This window comes from Senegalimassilia anaerobia JC110, from assembly GCF_000236865.1.
Lineage (GTDB): Bacteria > Actinomycetota > Coriobacteriia > Coriobacteriales > Eggerthellaceae > Senegalimassilia > Senegalimassilia anaerobia.
Genome location: NZ_HE611015.1, coordinates 378,212 through 396,054, shown reverse-complemented (window position 1 = coordinate 396,054; position 17,843 = coordinate 378,212). Strand labels below are relative to the sequence as shown.

Genomic DNA, 17,843 nt, shown 5'->3' with positions numbered 1-17,843 from the left:
GCCATGGATACCTCGGCTTGCATCGAGCAGGTGTTCCACGCGCCCGACGTGTATCTTGTGCAGGTGCCCTTCGAGAACATCTCCACCTCCGCCACCAATTGCTACGTCATTATGGATGGCGGCGAGGCGCTCGTGGTGGATACCGGTGCGCCTTCCGATGAGGGTGCGAAGGTGCTGTCGGACGCACTCGATGAGCTGGGCGTGGACCGCGGCCGCGCCAAGTGGTTCCTCACGCATTTCCACCTGGACCATGCCGGCCTGATCGACCGTGTGGTCCCCGAGGGCGCGCCGCTGTTCGTGGGCGGCGTCGAGCTGGGCGAGGCGCGCGTCACGCGCACCGGCGTGTTCCTCGATGCGCTCACGCGGACGTATCGCCAGCAGGGCGTGGCTCTGTCCGATGCCACCACGGCCGCGCGCTTGGGCGTCGAGCAGCCCCTGTTCGACCCGCAGCGCCTGCGGACGGCCTTCGTGCGCGGCGGCGACACGGTTACGGTGGGCCGCTACGGGCTGCAGGTCGTGGAAACGCCCGGCCACACGCCCGGGCATCTGTCGCTGTTCGAGCCGCAAAGCCGCATCTTGTTCGGCGGCGACCATGCGCTGTTCGTCATCAGCCCCTCCATCGCGCTGTTCCCGCGCGAAGGCGACGGGCTGCAGGCGTATCTTGACAGCATCAAGCGCGTGCAGAACCTGCATATCTCGCAGCTGTTCCATTCGCACGGCCCCATCCGCCCCGATTTCGAGCAGCGCCTCGATTGGCTGGCCCAGCATCACCTGAAGCGACTCGACGAGGTGTGCGGCATCGTCGCGCGCAACCCGCGCTTGTCGGGTTACCAGATCATCCGCGCTATCAGGTGGAACGTGCCCTTCGACGACTGGGAGGACATCCCCATCATGCAGCGCTACATCATGCTCACCCAGGGCATCGTCTATCTCAAGCACCTCGTAGCAGACGGAAGCATCAAGGCGAAAACCTACGGCGACGGCATCCAGCTCTACGAATCCGTGCGCTAATCGCTCGAAGCGGGCCCTTATGGGCTCGCTTCGCTGTTTTGCCGGCCGAAGGTTTCCGCCCGCCGCCCTTCGGCTATAATCCAAAAGATTGTAAGCATACGTGACACGCAAGAAGAGGCGCTCATGTTCGATAACCTTTCCGATCGCCTGCAAGGCATCTTCTCGGGCCTGCGCGGCAAGGGCCGCCTGACCGAGGACGACATCAACTCCGCCATGCGCGAGGTGCGCATGGCCATGCTCGAAGCCGACGTCAACTTCAAGGTGGTCAAGCAGTTCGTGGCGCGCACGAAGGAGCGCTGCCTTGATGCCGAGGTGCTCGACTCCCTGTCCCCGACGCAAAACGTCATCAAGATCGTCACCGACGAGCTCACCGAGCTGCTCGGCCGTACCGATAGCAAGCTGGTGCTCTCCAGCCGCATCCCCAACGTCATCATGCTCGTGGGCCTGCAGGGCTCCGGTAAAACCACTGCGGCCGCCAAGCTGGCGTACCGTCTGAAGCAGGAAGGCCACAGCCCGCTGCTGGCCGCTTGCGACGTCTACCGTCCCGCCGCAGCCGATCAGCTGGAAACGCTCGGCAACGAGATCGGCGTGCGCGTGTTCCGCGGCGACGGCAAGGACCCGGTGGCCATCGCCAAGGGCGGTGTGCAGGACGCCATCGACAACCTGCGCGACGTGGTCATCGTCGACACGGCGGGCCGCTTGCACGTCGACGAGCAGATGATGGAAGAGGCCCAGGCCATCAAGTCGGCCGTCAAGCCCGATCAGATTCTCATGGTCGTCGACGCCATGACTGGCCAGGACGTAGTCAACGTGGCCGCGGCATTCTCCGAACGCGTCGATTTCGACGGCGTCATCATGTCGAAGATGGACGGCGACGCCCGCGGCGGCGGCGCGCTGTCCATCCGCGAGGTCACGGGCAAGCCCATCAAGTTCATCAGCGCCGGCGAGAAGCCCGATTCGCTCGAGGAGTTCCATCCCGACCGCATGGCCCGCCGCATCCTGGGCATGGGCGACATGCTCAGCCTCATCGAGTCGGCGGTGAAGGTCCAGCAGCAGGAAGAGGAGCAGGCCGAGACCGAGCGTCTCATGAAAAGCCAGCTCACGCTCAACGACTTCGTCACCATGAACCGCCAGATCCGCAAGATGGGCGGCGTCTCCAAGCTCATCAGCGCCCTTCCCGGCGGCGACAAGGCGTTGGGCCAGGGCCAGGTCGACGAGGGCGCGCTCGATCGCATGGAGGTCATCATCAACTCCATGACCAAGGCCGAGCGCGAGAAGCCCGACCTGCTCAACGGCAGCCGCCGTGCCCGCATCGCCGCCGGCGCCGGCGTGTCGGTCACTGAGGTCAACCAGCTCATGAAGAAGTTCAATGAGACGAAGAAGATGATGAAGCGCATGATGCCGGCGGTCGAGGAGATGGGCGGCAAGGGCAAGCGCGGCAAGAAGGGCAAGCGCCGCCGCGGCATCCCGGGCATGGGCGGCATGAAGATGTCAGACCTGAAGAAGATCCAGGATATGATGGGCGATATCAAATAGCACCGGTCCGCGTGACGGTTGCTGGAGCCGCTCGACAATGCGGTTGCCGGCACCTCACGAGGCTGCGGCACCCGGCATTCCATCATCGGCTTCGCGGACGTGGCCATAAGGTCCGTGCTTGCGATGCTTCGTCGGAATGCGATGCATCGCCGGCGTCCTTGTCGGGACGCCGGCGCCAGAACCGCTTGCCCCTGCGATAGGCGCAGGGCGTGGCGTAATGTGCGAAACTGATATTTGGCAGGCGCAACAGGGGAGCGCCTGAGAACGAAAGGGGAAACCAATGGAGCTGCAGATCCGTCCGTACACCGCAGACGATATCAAGGCCATGGTGCGCATCTGGAACGAGGTTGTGGAAGCGGGCGATGCGTTCCCGCAGGTCACGCCGCTGACAGAGCAGAACGCCGATGAGTTCTTCTCCGCTCAGACCGCCACCATGGTGGCCGACGTCAACGGCATCATCTTCGGTATGTACATCCTGCATCCCAACGGCATCGGGCGCTGCGCGCACATCGCCAACGCCAGCTTCGCCGTGGCCTCCGCCTCGCGCGGCCTCGGCCTTGGCCGCAAGCTGGTGGAGAACTGCATCGAGACCTGCGGCAAGAAGGGCTTCCGCGGCCTGCAGTTCAACGCCGTGGTCGCTTCCAACGAGGCCGCCCAGCACCTGTACGAGTCCATGGGCTTCACGAAGGTCGGCATGATCCCCGGCGGCTTCATCAACGGCCTCGGCGGCTACGAGGACATGTTCATCTACTACATCGACACGCTCGACACCGCCCAGCCCTGCTGAGGCTGACCGACCGCCCGGTCGGGTTTGGGGCTCAAAGGCTTTCCGGTGCTCGTTGCGGTCCTCCATTTGTCCGCTTTATTCGTGAACACCTGGTGATAACCGAAGCGAAGGCTTGTCAATCGAGGCGTTTCGCCTTATCATAAACAACTGCTGTTTTGCTGCGCGCTTTTTTGCGGGCTGGCAAAGAGGATTCAAGTAAGAACAAGAAGGAGTTACTCTTCATGGTTAAGATTCGCCTGGCCCGTCACGGCGCCAAGAAGCGTCCGTACTACCGTATCGTCGTTGCCGATGCCCGTTGCCCGCGCGACGGCAAGTTCATCGACGACATCGGCCGTTACAACCCGCTGACCGAGCCCGCAATGATCAAGATCGACCTGGAGAAGTGCGACAAGTGGCTGGCCAACGGCGCTCAGCCCACCGACACGGTTGCCGCCCTCATCAAGAAGTTCCGCGAGCAGGCGTAAGCTTATGGCAGCGCAGACCGAGGAAATCGCTGGGCTCGTAGAGTCCGTGATCCGTCCGCTCATCGATAACCCGGACGACTTGGTCATCGATGCGCGCGAAACCGAAGATGGCTCCATCTTCGTCGAGGTTCGTGTCAACGAGGAGGACGCGGGCAAGGTCATCGGCCGTCAGGGCCGTGTGATCAAGGCCATCCGCACGCTTGCGCGTGCCGCGGCTTCTTCCACGAACACCCATGTCGACGTGGAGCTGCTCGATTAATGGGCGCTTGGGTTCGCGTAGCCGAATTCACGAAAGCTAAGCACTTGAAGGGAGGGCTCGTCGCGCGTAGCGTGGCGGGTCTCCCTTTTTTGCTTGAAGAGGGCCTCTTTTGCGCTTTCGTGCCTCCGGTGATCGATGTTCCGCGTCAAGGCACCGTGGTGGAGGTTCGTCCCGAGGCCCGGGGCGGCGCTACGGTGTTCTTCGATACCGTCGTCGATGCCAACCAGGCAGATGCCCTGGTGGGCTGCTATGTTCTTGCACGCCGGGAAGACCTTCCCGATGACGTGCTCGAGCTGCAGGAAGGCGGCATCGAGGGCTTCACGGTGGTGGATGCCGAAGCCGGCACCATCGGCACCGCCGTGGCCATCAACGAAATGCCAGGCCAGCATCTGCTGGAAGTTGCGCGCGCCGGCCATGAAGGCACCGTGCTCATTCCCGTTGTGGACGAGTTTCTCGAAGGGGTGGATGAGCAGACGCGCTGCATATACGTCAACGTGCCGCAAGGCCTGCTCGATCTGTAACCTGTGGAGGTACCCATGATCATCGAAACGTTGTCCACGTTTCCCGATATGTACGAATCCGTCATGGGCGCTTCCATGATGCGCATCGCCCAGGAAAAGGGCATCTTGGATTTCAAGGCGCACGACCTGCGCGATTGGACGCACGACCGCCATCGCACCACCGACGACGAGCCGTATGGCGGCGGCGACGGCCTGGTCATGAAGTGCGCCCCCATCTTCGAAGCCTACGAATCGCTGTGCGGCGCAACGGGCAGCGACTTTGTTTCGGCCCCTGCCGAATCGGCCCAGGGGGAGGGCGCTGCCGCTTCTGCTGAACAGGCGCCTTGCGAAGGCTCCGACTCGGACGCTGCCGAGCAAGCGCTTAGCGACGCCTCCCCAGCCCCTGTCGATCGGGAGGCTTCCAAGCCCTACACCATCTTCCTTGCCCCGCAGGGCCGCCGTTTTGACGACGCGTGCGCCTGCGAGCTTGCCAAGCAGGATCGCCTGCTGTTCATCTGCGGCCACTACGAGGGCATCGACGAGCGAGCCTACACGTTGGCCGACGAGGTCATCTCTTTGGGCGATTACGTGCTCACCAGCGGCGAGCTGGCATCCATGGTGGTCATCGACGCCGTGGTGCGCAAGCTTCCCGGCGTCCTGGGCGCCGAAACGGGCGCCTTGGGCGAAAGCTTCGCCGACGGCTTGCTGGAATACCCGCAGTACACGCGCCCTGCTAACTTCAACGGCATGGAGGTGCCGGCGGTTCTGCTGTCCGGCAACCACGGTGCGGTCGACCGATGGCGCCGCGAGCAAAGCCTCGTGCGCACCTATCGCCTGCGCCCCGACTTGCTCGAGGGCATGGAGCTGCCCGATGCCGACCGGGCATTTCTGCAATCTTTATCGACCGAAGGCCGGTAGCGGCCGCAGCGCGGTATCATAAGCAGCTAAGCGCTTATCGGGCGCCGCTTGCGCGGGCCCTGAAGAAAGGAAACGTACGACATCATGTCCGCAGGTCAGCACGCCACCGGGGAAAAAGGCGGAATACTGCGCTCATTTTTGAGCCTTCTCATCATGATCGCATTCGTCCTGGGGCTTTCCTGGGCGCTGCGCACGTACGTCTTCACCGCTTACGAGATCCCCTCCGGTTCCATGGAGGAGACCATCATGACCGGCGACATGGTGTTCGCCGAGAAGGTCAGCTACTATTTCCGCGACCCGCAACCCGGCGACATCGTCACGTTTTCCGACCCCGAGATCCCGGGCCGCACGCTCATCAAGCGCTGCATAGCCACCGCCGGCCAAACCATTGACATCGACGGCGACGGCTTCCTCTACATCGACGGCGTGGCTCAAACCGAAACCTACACGCATGGCAAGCCCACGCTGCCGCTCACCAATTCCACCATCACCTTCCCGTACACCGTTCCTTCCGGTTACATCTGGGTGATGGGCGACAATCGCACCAACTCACAGGATTCGCGATACTTCGGCGCGGTCCCCACAAGCTCGGTAACGGGCAGGGGCGTGCTGGTATATTGGCCCGTGCCCGACTTCGGCTTGCTGGAGTAGGGGCGCGTCGCCCGACAGTTTTCAAGTAGGCAAGCAAGGACCAGCGGAACCAGACAAGGAGAACCATGTCAACCGAAACCTTCGCCGCGAACGCGACAACGGGATGTGCCGGCTCCCAGCCGCCCACGTTCCAGGACATCGTCATGAACCTGCAGCACTACTGGGCCGCCCAGGGCTGCGTCGTTTTGCAGCCTTACGACGGCGCCGTGGGCGCAGGCACCAACCACACCGCCACCACGCTGCGCTCGTTGGGCCCCGACACGTGGCGCACCTGCTACGTGCAGGGTTGCCGCCGTCCTACCGACGGCCGCTACGGCGAGAACCCCAACCGCCTGCAGTACTACTACCAGTTCCAGGTGCTCATGAAGCCCAGCCCGGACAACATCCAGGACCTGTACCTGGGCAGCCTGCGCGCCATCGGCATCGATCCGGACAAGCATGACGTGCGCTTCGTCGAGGACGACTGGGAGTCGCCCACGCTCGGCGCATGGGGCCTTGGCTGGGAGGTGTGGCTTAACGGCATGGAGGTCACGCAGTTCACCTACTTCCAGCAGGTGGGCGGCTTCGAGTGCGCTCCCGTGCCCGTGGAGATCGCGTACGGCCTTGAGCGCCTGACCATGTACATCCAGGGCGTCGACAGCGTCTACGACATCATCTGGGCCCGCGGCGACGACGGCGTGGAGTTCACCTACGGCGACGTGTACCTGGAGAACGAGCGCGAATTCTCCACGTACAACTTCGAGGTGGGCAACACCGAGTTTCTGTTCGAGGCCTTCAACCAGTACGAGCGCGAGGCCGGCCTGTGCCTGGAGCACAACCTGCCGCTGCCCGCCTATGACTGGGTGCTGAAGTGCTGCCATACGTTCAACCTGCTCGACGCCCGCGGCGTCATCTCCGCAACCGAGCGCATGGCCTACATCCTGCGCGTGCGCTCCATGGTCAAGGAGTGCTGCGCGTCCTACATCGCCACGGTCGTCGGCGACGATCAGGACGATCAGAACGAGAAAGGGGAGTAACCATGGCCGATAAGCACACTCTCGCGTTCGAGATCGGCGTGGAGGAGATCCCCGCGTTCGACCTTGATTCCGCTAACAAGCAGCTGGAGAAGATGGTGCCCGCGGCGTTTGCCGATGCGCGCATCCCCTACGATTCCATCGAGATCCACTCCAGCCCCCGCCGCCTGATCGTCATGGCCTACGGCGTGGCCGACGCCACCGAGGCGCTCGTTGAGGAGTACAAGGGCCCTGCGGCCAAGATCGCCTTCGACGCCGACGGCAACCCCACCAAGGCGGCTATCGGCTTCGCGCGTGGCAAGGGCCTCTCGCCCGAGAGCCTCGAGCGCCGCGAGGTCAACGGCACCGAGTACGTGTTCGCCACCAAGAACATCCCGGCAACGCCCGTGGCCGACTTGCTGCCGGATGTACTGGCGGGCTTCATCACCGCCATCAAGTGGCCCCGCTCCTGCCGCTGGGCCGCATATCGCGAGTACTTCGTTCGCCCGGTGCGCTGGATCGTGGCCATGCTCGACGACGTCGTCCTGCCCGTCAGCTTCGCCGGCGCCGAGTCCTCTAACTTCACCATGGGCCATCGCGTGCTGGCTCCCGGCAAGCACACGGTGGATACCGCCGCGAACCTGCTCGACGTCATCCGCGCCGCCTACGTGATCCCCACGCAGGCCGAGCGCGAGCGCATCATCCGCGAGGGCGTGGCAGCCATCGAGGCCGAAACCGGCTTTACCGCCGACCTTCCCGCGAAGACGCTGCTCGAGGTGGTCAACCTCTCCGAGTACCCGCAGCCGCTCGTCTCCACCTTCGACGAGGAGTTTTTGCAGGTGCCCGAGGAGATCATCGTCGACGCCATGCTCATGCATCAGCGCTACTTCCCGCTCTACGATGCTGCGGGCAAGCTGACGAACAAGTTCATCATCGTCTCCAACGGCAACCCCGAATGCGCCGCCACCATCATCGACGGCAACGAGCGCGTGGTGCGCGCTCGTCTCGACGACGCGAAGTTCTTCTACGAGGAGGACCTCAAGCATCCGCTGGAGTCCTATATCGAGAAGCTCGACAAGGTGGTGTTCCAGGAGTCCCTGGGCACGGTGCGTCAGAAGGCCGTGCGCCTGGAGAAGCTGGCCTGCGCCCTTTCCGCCGACGCCCAGCTTAGCGCCGCCGACGCAGCCGATGCGAAGCGTGCCGCGCGCCTGTGCAAGGCCGACCTGGTCACCAACGCCGTCATCGAGTTCACCAGCGTTCAGGGCGTCATGGGCAGCTACTACGCCGCCGCCTCCGGGGAAACGCCGCAGGTCGCCCAGGCCATCGGCCAGCACTATCAGCCGCGCTTCGCCGGCGATGCGCTGCCCGACACCACGGTGGGCAAGCTGGTCGCCTTGGCTGACAAGCTCGACACCATCTGCGGCCTGTTCGCGGTCGGCCAGGGTCCCACCGGCTCTTCCGACCCGTTCGCGCTGCGCCGTAGCGCCATCGGCATTGTGAACATGCTCGAGACGGGCCTTCCCATCTCGCTTGCCGCCGCCATCGACGAGTCGCTTGCCAGCTTCGCCGCGCAGGGCGTGGCCTTCGACGCTGCCGCCGTACGCGCCGAGGTGGTCGACTTCTTCGTCACCCGCACCAAGGTCATGCTGCGCGACGGTGGCGTCAATGCCGACACCATCGACGCCGTGCTGGCCGCGGGTGTGGAGGAGCCGGCCGTCATCAGCCAGCGCGCCCATGCGCTCGAGGATGCCCGCGCCAACGATGCGGAGACGTTCGACAACCTGGCCACGGCTTACGCCCGTGCGAACAACCTGCGCAAGCCCGAGCTGGGCGAGGACGTGGACGATGCCCTGCTCACCGAACCTGAGCGCGCGCTCGCGGGCGCCGTGGCAACCGCCGAGCAGGCCGTGGCCTCCGCGCTTGCATCCGACGACTTCGCAGCCGCGCTGTCCCAGCTGGCCGCCCTGCGCGCGCCCATCGACGGCTTTTTCGCCGACGTCATGGTCATGGACGAGGATGCGGCCCTGCGCGATAACCGCCTGCGCCTGCTGAACCGCTTCGTGGCCGTGTTCGCCAACGTGGCCGACTTCGGCAAGATGGCGAAGTCCAAGTAGTGCCGGTTACCGTTTTCAACCGGTAGCGAAGGAGAGGCGAGGGCAACCCCGCGCACCCCGTAACGCGAAAGCGTGTACACTTCAAGGGGCGGCGGCCGATACGGCCTGCCGCCCCTTTTCCATACCCGCAAGACACCGTCTGCAAGGAGGACGCCCATGCAAGGCGAGTTCATCGTGCACGAGAACACCACGCCGCTGCCCACCATCCATGTCGTCAGCGACTCGGTGGGGCTTACCGCACAGGCCTTGGCCCGCGCCGCAGCCGCCCAGTTCGGCGTCACGAACCCCAACATCGAGGTGCTTCCCCATGTGCGCTCGTTCGAGGAGGTCAAGCAGTTCATCGCCGAGCACGGCCAGCTGCACAAGCGCCTAAAAGGCGACGAGAACCTGCTCATCTTCTACACGCTCGTCGACGGCGATCTGCGCCGTAGCCTGTCGGATTATTGCGAGAGCCTGCCCAACGTGGTGGCGGTCGACCTTATGACCGACGCCATGAACGCCATCGCCAAGCTGTCGGGGCAGACCCCTTCGAAGCGCCCCGGCGGCCTGCACGTGGCCGACCAGCATTACTTCCGCCGTATCGAGGCCATTGAGTTCACCATCGCCCACGACGACGGCCGCAACCCGCAGGAGATGTCGCAGGCCGACATCGTGCTGCTCGGCGTGTCGCGCTCTTCGAAGACGCCCACCTCCATCTACCTGGCGCAGCAGGGCTACAAGGTCTCCAACATCCCGCTCGACCCGTCCACCGAGCCCCCGAAGGAGGTGTACGAGGTGGATCGCACGCGCCTGTTCGGCTTGATGACCACCGCCGACGTTTTGGTGGGGATCCGGCAGCGTCGCCTGGGCAACGCAGCCGTGGCGGCATCGCAATATGCCGATCCCGAATACGTCTACGAGGACCTCGAACGCGCCCGCGCGCTCATGCGAAAACTGGGGGCCATCGTCATTCACACCGAAAATCGCGCCGTTGAGGAAACCGCTCAAGAGATTTTGCGGTACTACGAACGGGCTCACCCGCAAGGTGCTGATATAGTGATCAGGTCCTGATTGAACTAAGTCCCGTATTCGGACGACCTTACGTTAGGAGTAAGAAAGTGACTGCAGAAGTCAAGCGTGTGTACGCTTTCGGCAAGGACGCCGAGGGCAACAACGTCACCGAGGGCAACACCAATATGAAGGCCATCCTTGGCGGCAAAGGCGCCAACCTGGCCGAAATGGCCAACATCGGCCTGCCGGTGCCTCCGGGATTCACCATCACGTGCCAAACCTGCATGGAGTATGCCAACGCAGACAACACCTGGCCCGAGGGCGCGCTCGACACCATTCACGAGTACCGTCTTGACCTGGAAAAGCGCATCGGCAAGAAGATCGGCGACGCCGAGGACCCGCTGCTGGTCTCCGTGCGCTCCGGCGCTCCCATGTCCATGCCGGGCATGATGGACACGGTTTTGAACCTGGGCCTGAACGATCAGTCCATCAACGGCCTGATCAAGCAGACGGAGAACCCGCGCTTCGCATGGGACTCCTATCGCCGCTTCATCCAGATGTTCTCCAACGTGGTCATGGGCCTGGACGGCGATCTGTTCGAGAACGCCATCAACGTCATGAAGAACAGCCGCAACGCCGCTTCCGACACCGACCTGACCGCAGAGGACCTGCAGGAGCTCGTGGCCGAGTTCAAGAAGATCTTCTCCGAGAACGTCTCCGGCGTCGAGTATCCCAGCCTGCTGGTCGATGGCGTCGTCGCCTTCCCGCAGGACCCCATGGTGCAGCTCAAGCTGGCCATCGAGGCCGTGTTCGGCAGCTGGAACAACCCCCGCGCCGTCCTGTACCGCAAGAAGAACAAGATCGCCGATGACCTGGGCACCGCCGTCAACGTGCAGTCCATGGTGTTCGGCAACAAGGGCAACTCCTCGGCCACCGGCGTCGCGTTCACGCGCAACCCCGCTAACGGCCAGAAGGAGTTCTACGGCGACTACCTGGTCAACGCCCAGGGCGAGGACGTCGTGGCCGGCATCCGCAACACCAGCCCCATCGCCGAGCTGAAGCACGTCGAGGGCCTTGAAGAGGCCGGCAAGCAGCTCGAGGAGATCTTCGTCGTCCTCGAGAACCACTTCCGCGATATGTGCGACATCGAGTTCACCATCGAGCAGGGCAAGCTGTACATGCTGCAGACCCGCGTCGGCAAGCGCACCGCCGCCGCCGCGCTGCACATCGCCATCGAGATGGAGAAGGAGGGCCTCATCTCCAAGGAGGAGGCCGTCATGCGCGTCGAGCCCGAGCAGCTCGACCAGCTGCTGCACCCGCAGTTCGATAAGAACGCCGAGTACGATGTGCTGGCCCGCGGTCTGAACGCCTCCCCGGGCGCTGCCGTCGGCGAGGCCGTGTTCTCCGCCGCCGACGCCGTGGCCGCCGCAGAGGCCGGCCGCAAGTGCGTGCTCGTCCGCTGGGAGACCAACCCCGACGACCTGGCCGGCATGATCGCCGCCGAGGGCATCCTGACCAGCCATGGCGGCAAGACCTCCCATGCTGCCGTTATCGCCCGCGGCATGGGCGCCCCGTGCGTGTGCGGCGTCGAGGCCCTCAAGATCGACGCTGAGAAGAAGCAGGCCGTCGTCTCCGGCACCGATGTCGTCATCAAGGAAGGCGACATGATCTCGCTGGACGGCACCACCGGCATCGTGGTGCTCGGCGCCGTCGAGCTGGTGCTTCCCGAGCTCACCGGCGACCTGGACACCATCCTGGAGTGGGCCGACGAGTTCCGCACCCTGGGTGTGCGCGCCAACGCCGACAACCCCGAGGACGCACAGCTGTCCCGCGACTTCGGTGCGCAGGGCATCGGCCTGTGCCGTACCGAGCACATGTTCCTGGGCGATCGCAAGCAGATCATCCAGACCTTCATCCTCAACGAGGACGAGGATGTCCGCCAGAAGGCCGTCGACCAGCTGTTCGAGGCTCAGACGGGCGATTTCTATGGCATGTTCAAGGCCATGGACGGCCTGCCGGTCATCGTGCGCCTGCTCGATCCGCCGCTGCATGAGTTCCTGGAGAGCCCGCGTGCCCTCGACGTCGAGATCGCCCGCCTCGAGGCCACCGGCGGCGACAAGGGCGTCATCGCCGAGAAGCGCGCCCTCATGGAGCAGATCGACGCCATGGCAGAGGCCAACCCCATGCTGGGTCTTCGCGGCTGCCGCCTGGGCATCGTGTACCCCATCCTCCCTGTGATGCAGGTGCGCGCCATCGCAACCGCCGCTGCCCAGCTGAAGAAGGAGGGCCTGGACCCCAAGCCCGAGATCATGATCCCGCTGGTGTCTGTGGTTCCCGAGCTGGCCAAGCTGCGCGAGGTCGCCGAGCAGACCATCGCCGAGGTTGCCGCCGAGCAGGGCGTCGAGCTGAACATCCAGATCGGCACCATGATCGAGCTGCCGCGTGCGGCCGTTACCGCCGATGAGATCGCCACGAAGGCCGACTTCTTCTCCTTCGGCACCAACGACCTCACCCAGACGACGTTCGGCTTCAGCCGCGACGACGTCGAGGCCGAGTTCATCCCGCAGTACCTGCAGGAGCGCCTGCTGCCCTTCAACCCGTTCGCCACGGTCGACCCCGGCGTTGCCAAGCTGGTGAAGATGGGCGTCGAACTGGGTCACCAGGGCAACCCCGACCTGACCTGCGGCGTGTGCGGCGAGCACGGCGGCGATCCGGACTCCATCCACACATTCAACGCCATCGGCCTTGACTATGTGTCCTGCAGCCCCTACCGCGTGCCGCTGGCCCGTCTGGCCGCCGGCCAGGCTGCCATCGAGGCCAAGAAGGCCCAGTAGGCTAGCGTTTGCGCATTGTTAGCTTCATGAAGGGAGTTCCCGCATGTGGGAGCTCCCTTTTTTGTCAGATGTGAGCAGGGGGGGTTCCGCCTCGAGCAAGAGCATGAAATGCGAAGAGAGCTCCTGATAAGGGAGCTCTCTATTTCTTCCGGCAGGCGCAATTTCTCTTTCTTCCAGCAAGTGTAGGATGTTCCTGCTTCCGGCAAGCGCGAGATGTTCCTGGGAAACGAAGGGAGCTCCCATATGGGAGCTCCCTTCGTTTCGCGATGAGCCGAGCTGTCTTCGTAACATTTTGGCTCACTGGTCGTTCTCAACCATGCGCGTCGTGCTTGGCGGTGGCTTTACTTGACGGCGGATTCTGCGATCTGTTTTCCGGTCTTGTAATCCACCCAGCCCTCCGGCATGCTTGCCGCGGCGTCGTTGTGGCACTGCGTGCACTGCATCACCGATGCGCGATGCGATTTATGGCAATCGCTGCAGTTTGCTTCGCCGTGATGGTTGCTATGCGGGTTGAATGCTTTGTCCGCAGTAGCCTTCATCAAGTCCTCGCGCGTGGATATCTCGGTGCCGCTCGCGGTGACATGGCAGCCGCTTTTCAGGCGGAAGGCGGCTTCGTCGCTTGCGTTCTGCCCGGAATTCTCTTGCAAAGCGGAAATGCTGACTTCAGAAAGCGGGTAGTAATAATCGCCCGTGATAGTCTCGGTCACCTCGCCGATTTGCTGATTGATGCTCGGGACGTGGCACGACAGGCATTCTACGCCGGCTTCTTTATGCGTGACCACCAACATGGCGTTCGAATTCGTTACGTCGTTGCCCCATTTGTCCGTCGCTTGCGCGTTAGGTTGCGCTTCGTACGTTGCAACGTACGTGCTCATGGGCGTGTGGCACACGCCGCAAAAACCCGGCGTGTTGTGCCATGTCCAAAAACCAATGCCCGCCAGCACCACAACCGCAACGACGATACCCGCTATCAGCGGTTTTTTGCTCTTCTTGCTGCACGCGTCCACGCTGTTCGTCGGCGTTTCCATGGTGTGCTCCTTTTGTCTCGGTTCAAATAAGACGCTGAGCGCTCGGAGGGAGTGGAGGGCGCTCAGCTTAGGGGGATGATCCGTTCGGGGGCGTTTCGAGGACGACGAACGCTCCGAAACGCCTATCCGAAGGTCATGGGTTTTACAGTTCGGCCACGTACTTGCCGATCACATAGCCCTGCGTGTGGGCACGGCCAAGGGACAAGCCCGGCATCCACATGGTGTAGTCAACGCCGGCAAAGAAGTTACCGGCAACGTTGCCGATGGCGAACAGACCGGGAATCGGCTCCTCGGTACCGTCCTTGAGCACCTGCATGTGCTTGTCGACGTTCACGCCGGACACGATGGCCGATACGCGCACATGACGATGGATGCCGTAGAACGGCGGGGTGTCGATGGGCGTGAGCCACTTAGCCTGCTTGCCGAAGTCCTCGTCGCTGCCCTTCGCAACCAGCTCGTTGTAGCGCTCGACGGCCTTCTTGAACGCGGCCGCGTCGGTGATGCCCAGCTTCTTGGCAAGCTCGTCAAGGGTATCCGCCTTAAACGTTGCGATCTGCCCCTCGTAAACGCCCTTCTTCTCGCCGGGCTCTTCGGGCATGTACGCCTTGATGGCCTCCTGGTCGAACAGCTTGCCCGGCCAGCTTGCAGCCGTCTCGGTGTAGTTGTTGTCGAAGATCTGGCAATAGTTGCCCTGATCGGCGTCGCTGCGCAGGAAGTTGTTCATAAGCGACATGCCGCAGGTCTCATCGCAGAAGCGCGTGCCGTCCATCTTCACCGCCAAAAACGGCATATCGCACATGGAGCCCGGACCGGCGTCGAAGTCATGGAGCATCTTCGTGTGACCGAGGTCCTCCATCGCGCCGCCGGCCCAAATGGCCATCTTGTGTCCGTCGCCGGTCTTGTTCGTCTGCTTGCGGCCGAGATGCTTCAGATCCGGAAGATAGTAGTTCACCATCTCGTCGTCGTTTTGGTAATCGCCGGCAGCCAGGATAACGCCCTTTTTCGAGTTGAACTGAATGTTGCCCTCGGCACCCTTGGCGATAACGCCCGTGATGCCCGATGCGTCGCCCACGAGCTGTTTCGCCTCGGTGGAGTAGAAGAAGTCGACACCCTGCTTTTCCGCATACTCAGCCAACGCCTTCATGCCTTCGCCGGTGTTGTAGGGCTTCGGGCCAAAGTCGATAGACAAGTAGTTCATCTCGTAGTCGTTGACCTTTGCAATGCCTGACGTCCACTTCTTCGTGGTGTCGGAGACCTGCGCGCCGCATTGTTGTGCCAGGTTGAACAGCCATGTGATGGCCTCGCCGGAGTTCTTCGCCCACAGCTCCACCTGTTCGCGCTTAGCGCGGTAATCATGCTCGGAAATCAGCTTCGACACCACGGCTTCGACGCCGGCGGGATCGGACTTGTCGAGCAGGATGCCCGTTGCGGTGTTGCCTTGCGAGATGGCGGTGCTTTCCTTCTGGATGACGGCGACGCTCGCGCCCGCTTCCTTGGCGGTGATGGCGGCGGGGATGCCTGCAGCACCAGCGCCTACGATCACGACGTCGTAATCCTTCGTGGTTTTCACGTCCTTGATCGGCTCGGGTGCGCTCAGGAAGCTCGGAAGCCCTGCGCGCTCGTGGCCTGCCGCGGTGGTTGCGGCGGTCGAGCCGCCGTTTGCCGCCTTGCCTGAATCGGATGCGCTCGATGCCGCTTTCGGTGCGCAGCCGCCCAGAAGCGATGCTCCCGCGACGCCTGCTGCCGCCAGCCCGCTCATCTTGAGCAGATCGCGACGCGACATTTCCTTGGACATGAGTAACTCCTTTCGGTATGCGAGCCCCGCATTTCGCTTGCATGCTCGATGGGGCAGAGCAACGATCCCTTCGCCCTCCAAAACTCGTTGCTGTGCCCTGCACAATATCTTCACAAACACGTCGATTCATCAGCCTCTTGGGAAATCAAGGGGACTATTTCCATAACCCCTTGAAATAACCCGCTCTTGAACAGGCAATACTCGCGCGACCGTTTCTGAGTGCATTAGCGTTGCGCTTAAACAGTCGTATACAATGAGGGAAGGGAGAGGGGGTTATATGGATGCATAACCCCAATTGCACAAGGTGATGGGGGAGCGTTTTGCACAGTTCGAATGTAGCGGCGCAGAATGTGGCGCCGGCGAAGCCATCAAGCGGCGATCAGGCCCAGGAGAAGAAGACGCACCGTCCTTTGCGGGATGTGCTGGTGCCCATCCCGTTGGCGTTTCTAGGGTTGGGCGTGTACCGCGCCTGGATAGAGATCACCTTTGTGGGGTCGTTCGTCGGCTTCCAGGCTTTTCCGTTTCCATGCGCGACATCTTCGATCTCACCGCCATCGTCGAAATGCTGGCGTGTGTGGCGCTTGCGCGTAGAATCGGCCCGCTGTTCAACAGAGCCCGGGTATATATCCTTTGCGGCAGTTTCATGCTACTGTCAACCGTGCTGCTGTTCGCGTCGAGTTTCATGCCGTCGATCGCGCTGGAGCTTTGCTTTGCGAGTTCGGTCCTCGGTGGTCTTGGCCTGGGCTTGATCATCTTGATCTTCAGCGAACTGTATGGATGCTTGAATCCCATCCGCGTAACGCTGTATTACGCGTCATCCCTGGTGTTCGGTGCGCTGATCGTGTATGTGTACATGGGCTTTAAGATGCCGTGGTTGTTTGCGATGACGGCGTTGCTTCCCGTAGCGGCTCTGTTGTGCGCTCGACGCGCTTTCGGGTTGCTGCCCGAAGGCGAACGGCCGCAGAAAACGTGGGTGAGCGTCTCCGTGCCGTGGAAGATCATGTTGCTCATGGGCTTCTTCGCGTTTTCGTACGGCATCATCGAATCGAGTGCTTACCGTGGCGCGTTCGGGCCGCATTCATCGCCGGGAACGTTCATCGTGGCAGTGCTCGTGGTCATCGGCGTGCTGGTGCGACGCGACAAATTCGATTTCAACGTGCTTTGCCGCATCGCGTTGCCGTTGACGGTGGTTGCGCTGTTCTCCATTTCCGTGTTCGGTTTTGCCGACGACGTGTTCGGCGGGTATTGCGTGGCAGGTGGCTACACCGCGTTTACCATCCTGATCATGGTGTTGTGCTCGAACCTGTGCTATCGCTACGGCGTGTCGGCGATATGGCTGTTCGGTTTGGAGCGCAGCCTTCGTCTGGTGTTCATGTTTCTTGGCCGGTGCGTATACGAATACGGGTCGATGATCGATATCGGTGGTGTGCGCGGCACCACCATCGCCATCGGCATAGCTATCGTCGCCGTGGTCATGGGGACGTTCGTGCTGCTATCTCAAAAGGAGCTGTCCAATAAATGGGGAGCGTCGTTTTTCGATGGTTCAGGGGCTGATGGCCAGGCCGTGCGCAAGCAGGAGATCGTGGATCGCTGCGAGCTTTTAGCGAAGCGGTTCGGGTTGACGTCGCGTGAGACCGAGGTGCTCATGCTTCTGGCGCAACGCAAAACCGTTGGGCAGATCGAGCACGAGCTGTTCATCGCTAACGGTACCGCGAAAGCGCATGTGCGCCATGTGTATCAGAAGTTCGATATCCATTCGCGTGAGGAGCTGTTCGACCTGATCGGCATCGATGGGCTGCAAAGCAACGCGGACGCTCCGGTTGAAGAGCTTGCTGCTGGCAAGCACGCCTGATCGGCGCTGGCGCAAACGGTCGATGGGCCGCAACTGCGTGAGGGTGCTCAGGCGCTCTGCTTCCTCGCGTTGCTGCAGGTCAGCCATCACCATATGGCCTGCCATGGCGATA

Annotated in this window: 14 protein-coding genes and 1 pseudogene; 13 read left to right on the top strand and 2 right to left on the bottom strand. The window is 62.7% G+C overall.

Annotated features, from left to right (window positions below):
* Positions 1-3: 3 nt before the first annotated feature.
* The 12 genes and pseudogenes from SFHG_RS05020 (at position 4) to ppdK (ending at position 13,056) form a co-directional block, all read left to right on the top strand.
* Entirely contained in the window at positions 4-1,011 is a 1,008-nt protein-coding gene (locus tag SFHG_RS05020) for an MBL fold metallo-hydrolase (protein ID WP_042434507.1), read from the top strand.
* 123 nt (positions 1,012-1,134) lie between these two features.
* Positions 1,135-2,547: a signal recognition particle protein gene (gene ffh, locus SFHG_RS05015; protein WP_042434504.1), complete on the top strand. Its 1,413-nt coding sequence runs from the start codon at positions 1,135-1,137 to the stop codon at positions 2,545-2,547.
* A gap of 280 nt (positions 2,548-2,827) precedes the next feature.
* Complete coding sequence (locus SFHG_RS05010; protein ID WP_042434501.1) at positions 2,828-3,334, top strand: GNAT family N-acetyltransferase; 507 nt, start codon at positions 2,828-2,830, stop codon at positions 3,332-3,334.
* Positions 3,335-3,555: 221 nt separating this feature from the next.
* Positions 3,556-3,795, top strand: a pseudogene (rpsP, locus tag SFHG_RS05005) (30S ribosomal protein S16); the annotation flags it as partial.
* Between the two features lie 7 nt (positions 3,796-3,802).
* Positions 3,803-4,057 (top strand): KH domain-containing protein, encoded by a 255-nt coding sequence (locus SFHG_RS05000; RefSeq protein ID WP_042434496.1) that lies wholly within the window; start codon positions 3,803-3,805, stop codon positions 4,055-4,057.
* A gap of 158 nt (positions 4,058-4,215) precedes the next feature.
* The gene (locus SFHG_RS04995; RefSeq protein ID WP_148514758.1) at positions 4,216-4,578 is read left to right on the top strand and encodes a ribosome maturation factor RimM; all 363 of its coding nucleotides are present in this window, start codon (positions 4,216-4,218) and stop codon (positions 4,576-4,578) included.
* Between the two features lie 15 nt (positions 4,579-4,593).
* On the top strand, positions 4,594-5,475 hold the full coding sequence (gene trmD, locus SFHG_RS04990) for a tRNA (guanosine(37)-N1)-methyltransferase TrmD (protein ID WP_042434490.1): 882 nt from the start codon (positions 4,594-4,596) through the stop codon (positions 5,473-5,475).
* Between the two features lie 84 nt (positions 5,476-5,559).
* A complete protein-coding gene (gene lepB / locus SFHG_RS04985; protein WP_042434487.1) occupies positions 5,560-6,126 on the top strand; it encodes a signal peptidase I in 567 nt (188 codons plus the stop codon).
* 65 nt (positions 6,127-6,191) lie between these two features.
* Positions 6,192-7,142 carry a glycine--tRNA ligase subunit alpha gene (glyQ, locus tag SFHG_RS04980; RefSeq protein WP_042434484.1) on the top strand — a complete coding sequence of 317 codons (951 nt, stop codon included), beginning with the start codon at positions 6,192-6,194 and terminating at the stop codon, positions 7,140-7,142.
* 2 nt (positions 7,143-7,144) lie between these two features.
* The gene (gene glyS / locus SFHG_RS04975; RefSeq protein ID WP_042434481.1) at positions 7,145-9,232 is read left to right on the top strand and encodes a glycine--tRNA ligase subunit beta; all 2,088 of its coding nucleotides are present in this window, start codon (positions 7,145-7,147) and stop codon (positions 9,230-9,232) included.
* Positions 9,233-9,388: 156 nt separating this feature from the next.
* On the top strand, positions 9,389-10,282 hold the full coding sequence (locus SFHG_RS04970) for a pyruvate, water dikinase regulatory protein (protein WP_042434477.1): 894 nt from the start codon (positions 9,389-9,391) through the stop codon (positions 10,280-10,282).
* Positions 10,283-10,329: 47 nt separating this feature from the next.
* The gene (gene ppdK / locus SFHG_RS04965) at positions 10,330-13,056 is read left to right on the top strand and encodes a pyruvate, phosphate dikinase (protein ID WP_042434474.1); all 2,727 of its coding nucleotides are present in this window, start codon (positions 10,330-10,332) and stop codon (positions 13,054-13,056) included.
* A gap of 341 nt (positions 13,057-13,397) precedes the next feature.
* Here ppdK and SFHG_RS04955 read toward each other — a convergent pair whose 3' ends face one another.
* Both SFHG_RS04955 and SFHG_RS04950 read right to left on the bottom strand, forming a co-directional pair.
* Positions 13,398-14,084 (bottom strand): cytochrome c3 family protein, encoded by a 687-nt coding sequence (locus SFHG_RS04955; protein ID WP_042434469.1) that lies wholly within the window; start codon positions 14,082-14,084, stop codon positions 13,398-13,400.
* Positions 14,085-14,226: 142 nt separating this feature from the next.
* Positions 14,227-15,879, bottom strand: a complete 1,653-nt coding sequence (locus tag SFHG_RS04950) for an FAD-binding protein (protein WP_042434466.1) — start codon at positions 15,877-15,879, stop codon at positions 14,227-14,229.
* 643 nt (positions 15,880-16,522) lie between these two features.
* On the opposite strand from SFHG_RS04950, the gene SFHG_RS04945 reads away from it, so the two are divergent.
* On the top strand, positions 16,523-17,731 hold the full coding sequence (locus tag SFHG_RS04945) for a response regulator transcription factor (protein ID WP_202898099.1): 1,209 nt from the start codon (positions 16,523-16,525) through the stop codon (positions 17,729-17,731).
* Positions 17,732-17,843: the final 112 nt, after the last annotated feature.

Excerpts from the sequence above, each read along its gene's own strand:
- SFHG_RS05020 (WP_042434507.1), top strand. The coding sequence starts at position 4 with ATGGATACCTCGGCTTGCATCGAGCAGGTGTTCCACGCGCCCGACGTG.
- ffh (WP_042434504.1), top strand. The coding sequence starts at position 1,135 with ATGTTCGATAACCTTTCCGATCGCCTGCAAGGCATCTTCTCGGGCCTG.
- SFHG_RS05010 (WP_042434501.1), top strand. The coding sequence starts at position 2,828 with ATGGAGCTGCAGATCCGTCCGTACACCGCAGACGATATCAAGGCCATG.
- SFHG_RS05000 (WP_042434496.1), top strand. The coding sequence starts at position 3,803 with ATGGCAGCGCAGACCGAGGAAATCGCTGGGCTCGTAGAGTCCGTGATC.
- trmD (WP_042434490.1), top strand. The coding sequence starts at position 4,594 with ATGATCATCGAAACGTTGTCCACGTTTCCCGATATGTACGAATCCGTC.
- lepB (WP_042434487.1), top strand. The coding sequence starts at position 5,560 with ATGTCCGCAGGTCAGCACGCCACCGGGGAAAAAGGCGGAATACTGCGC.
- glyQ (WP_042434484.1), top strand. The coding sequence starts at position 6,192 with ATGTCAACCGAAACCTTCGCCGCGAACGCGACAACGGGATGTGCCGGC.
- glyS (WP_042434481.1), top strand. The coding sequence starts at position 7,145 with ATGGCCGATAAGCACACTCTCGCGTTCGAGATCGGCGTGGAGGAGATC.
- SFHG_RS04970 (WP_042434477.1), top strand. The coding sequence starts at position 9,389 with ATGCAAGGCGAGTTCATCGTGCACGAGAACACCACGCCGCTGCCCACC.
- SFHG_RS04955 (WP_042434469.1), bottom strand. The coding sequence starts at position 14,084 with ATGGAAACGCCGACGAACAGCGTGGACGCGTGCAGCAAGAAGAGCAAA.
- SFHG_RS04950 (WP_042434466.1), bottom strand. The coding sequence starts at position 15,879 with ATGTCCAAGGAAATGTCGCGTCGCGATCTGCTCAAGATGAGCGGGCTG.
- SFHG_RS04945 (WP_202898099.1), top strand. The coding sequence starts at position 16,523 with ATGCTACTGTCAACCGTGCTGCTGTTCGCGTCGAGTTTCATGCCGTCG.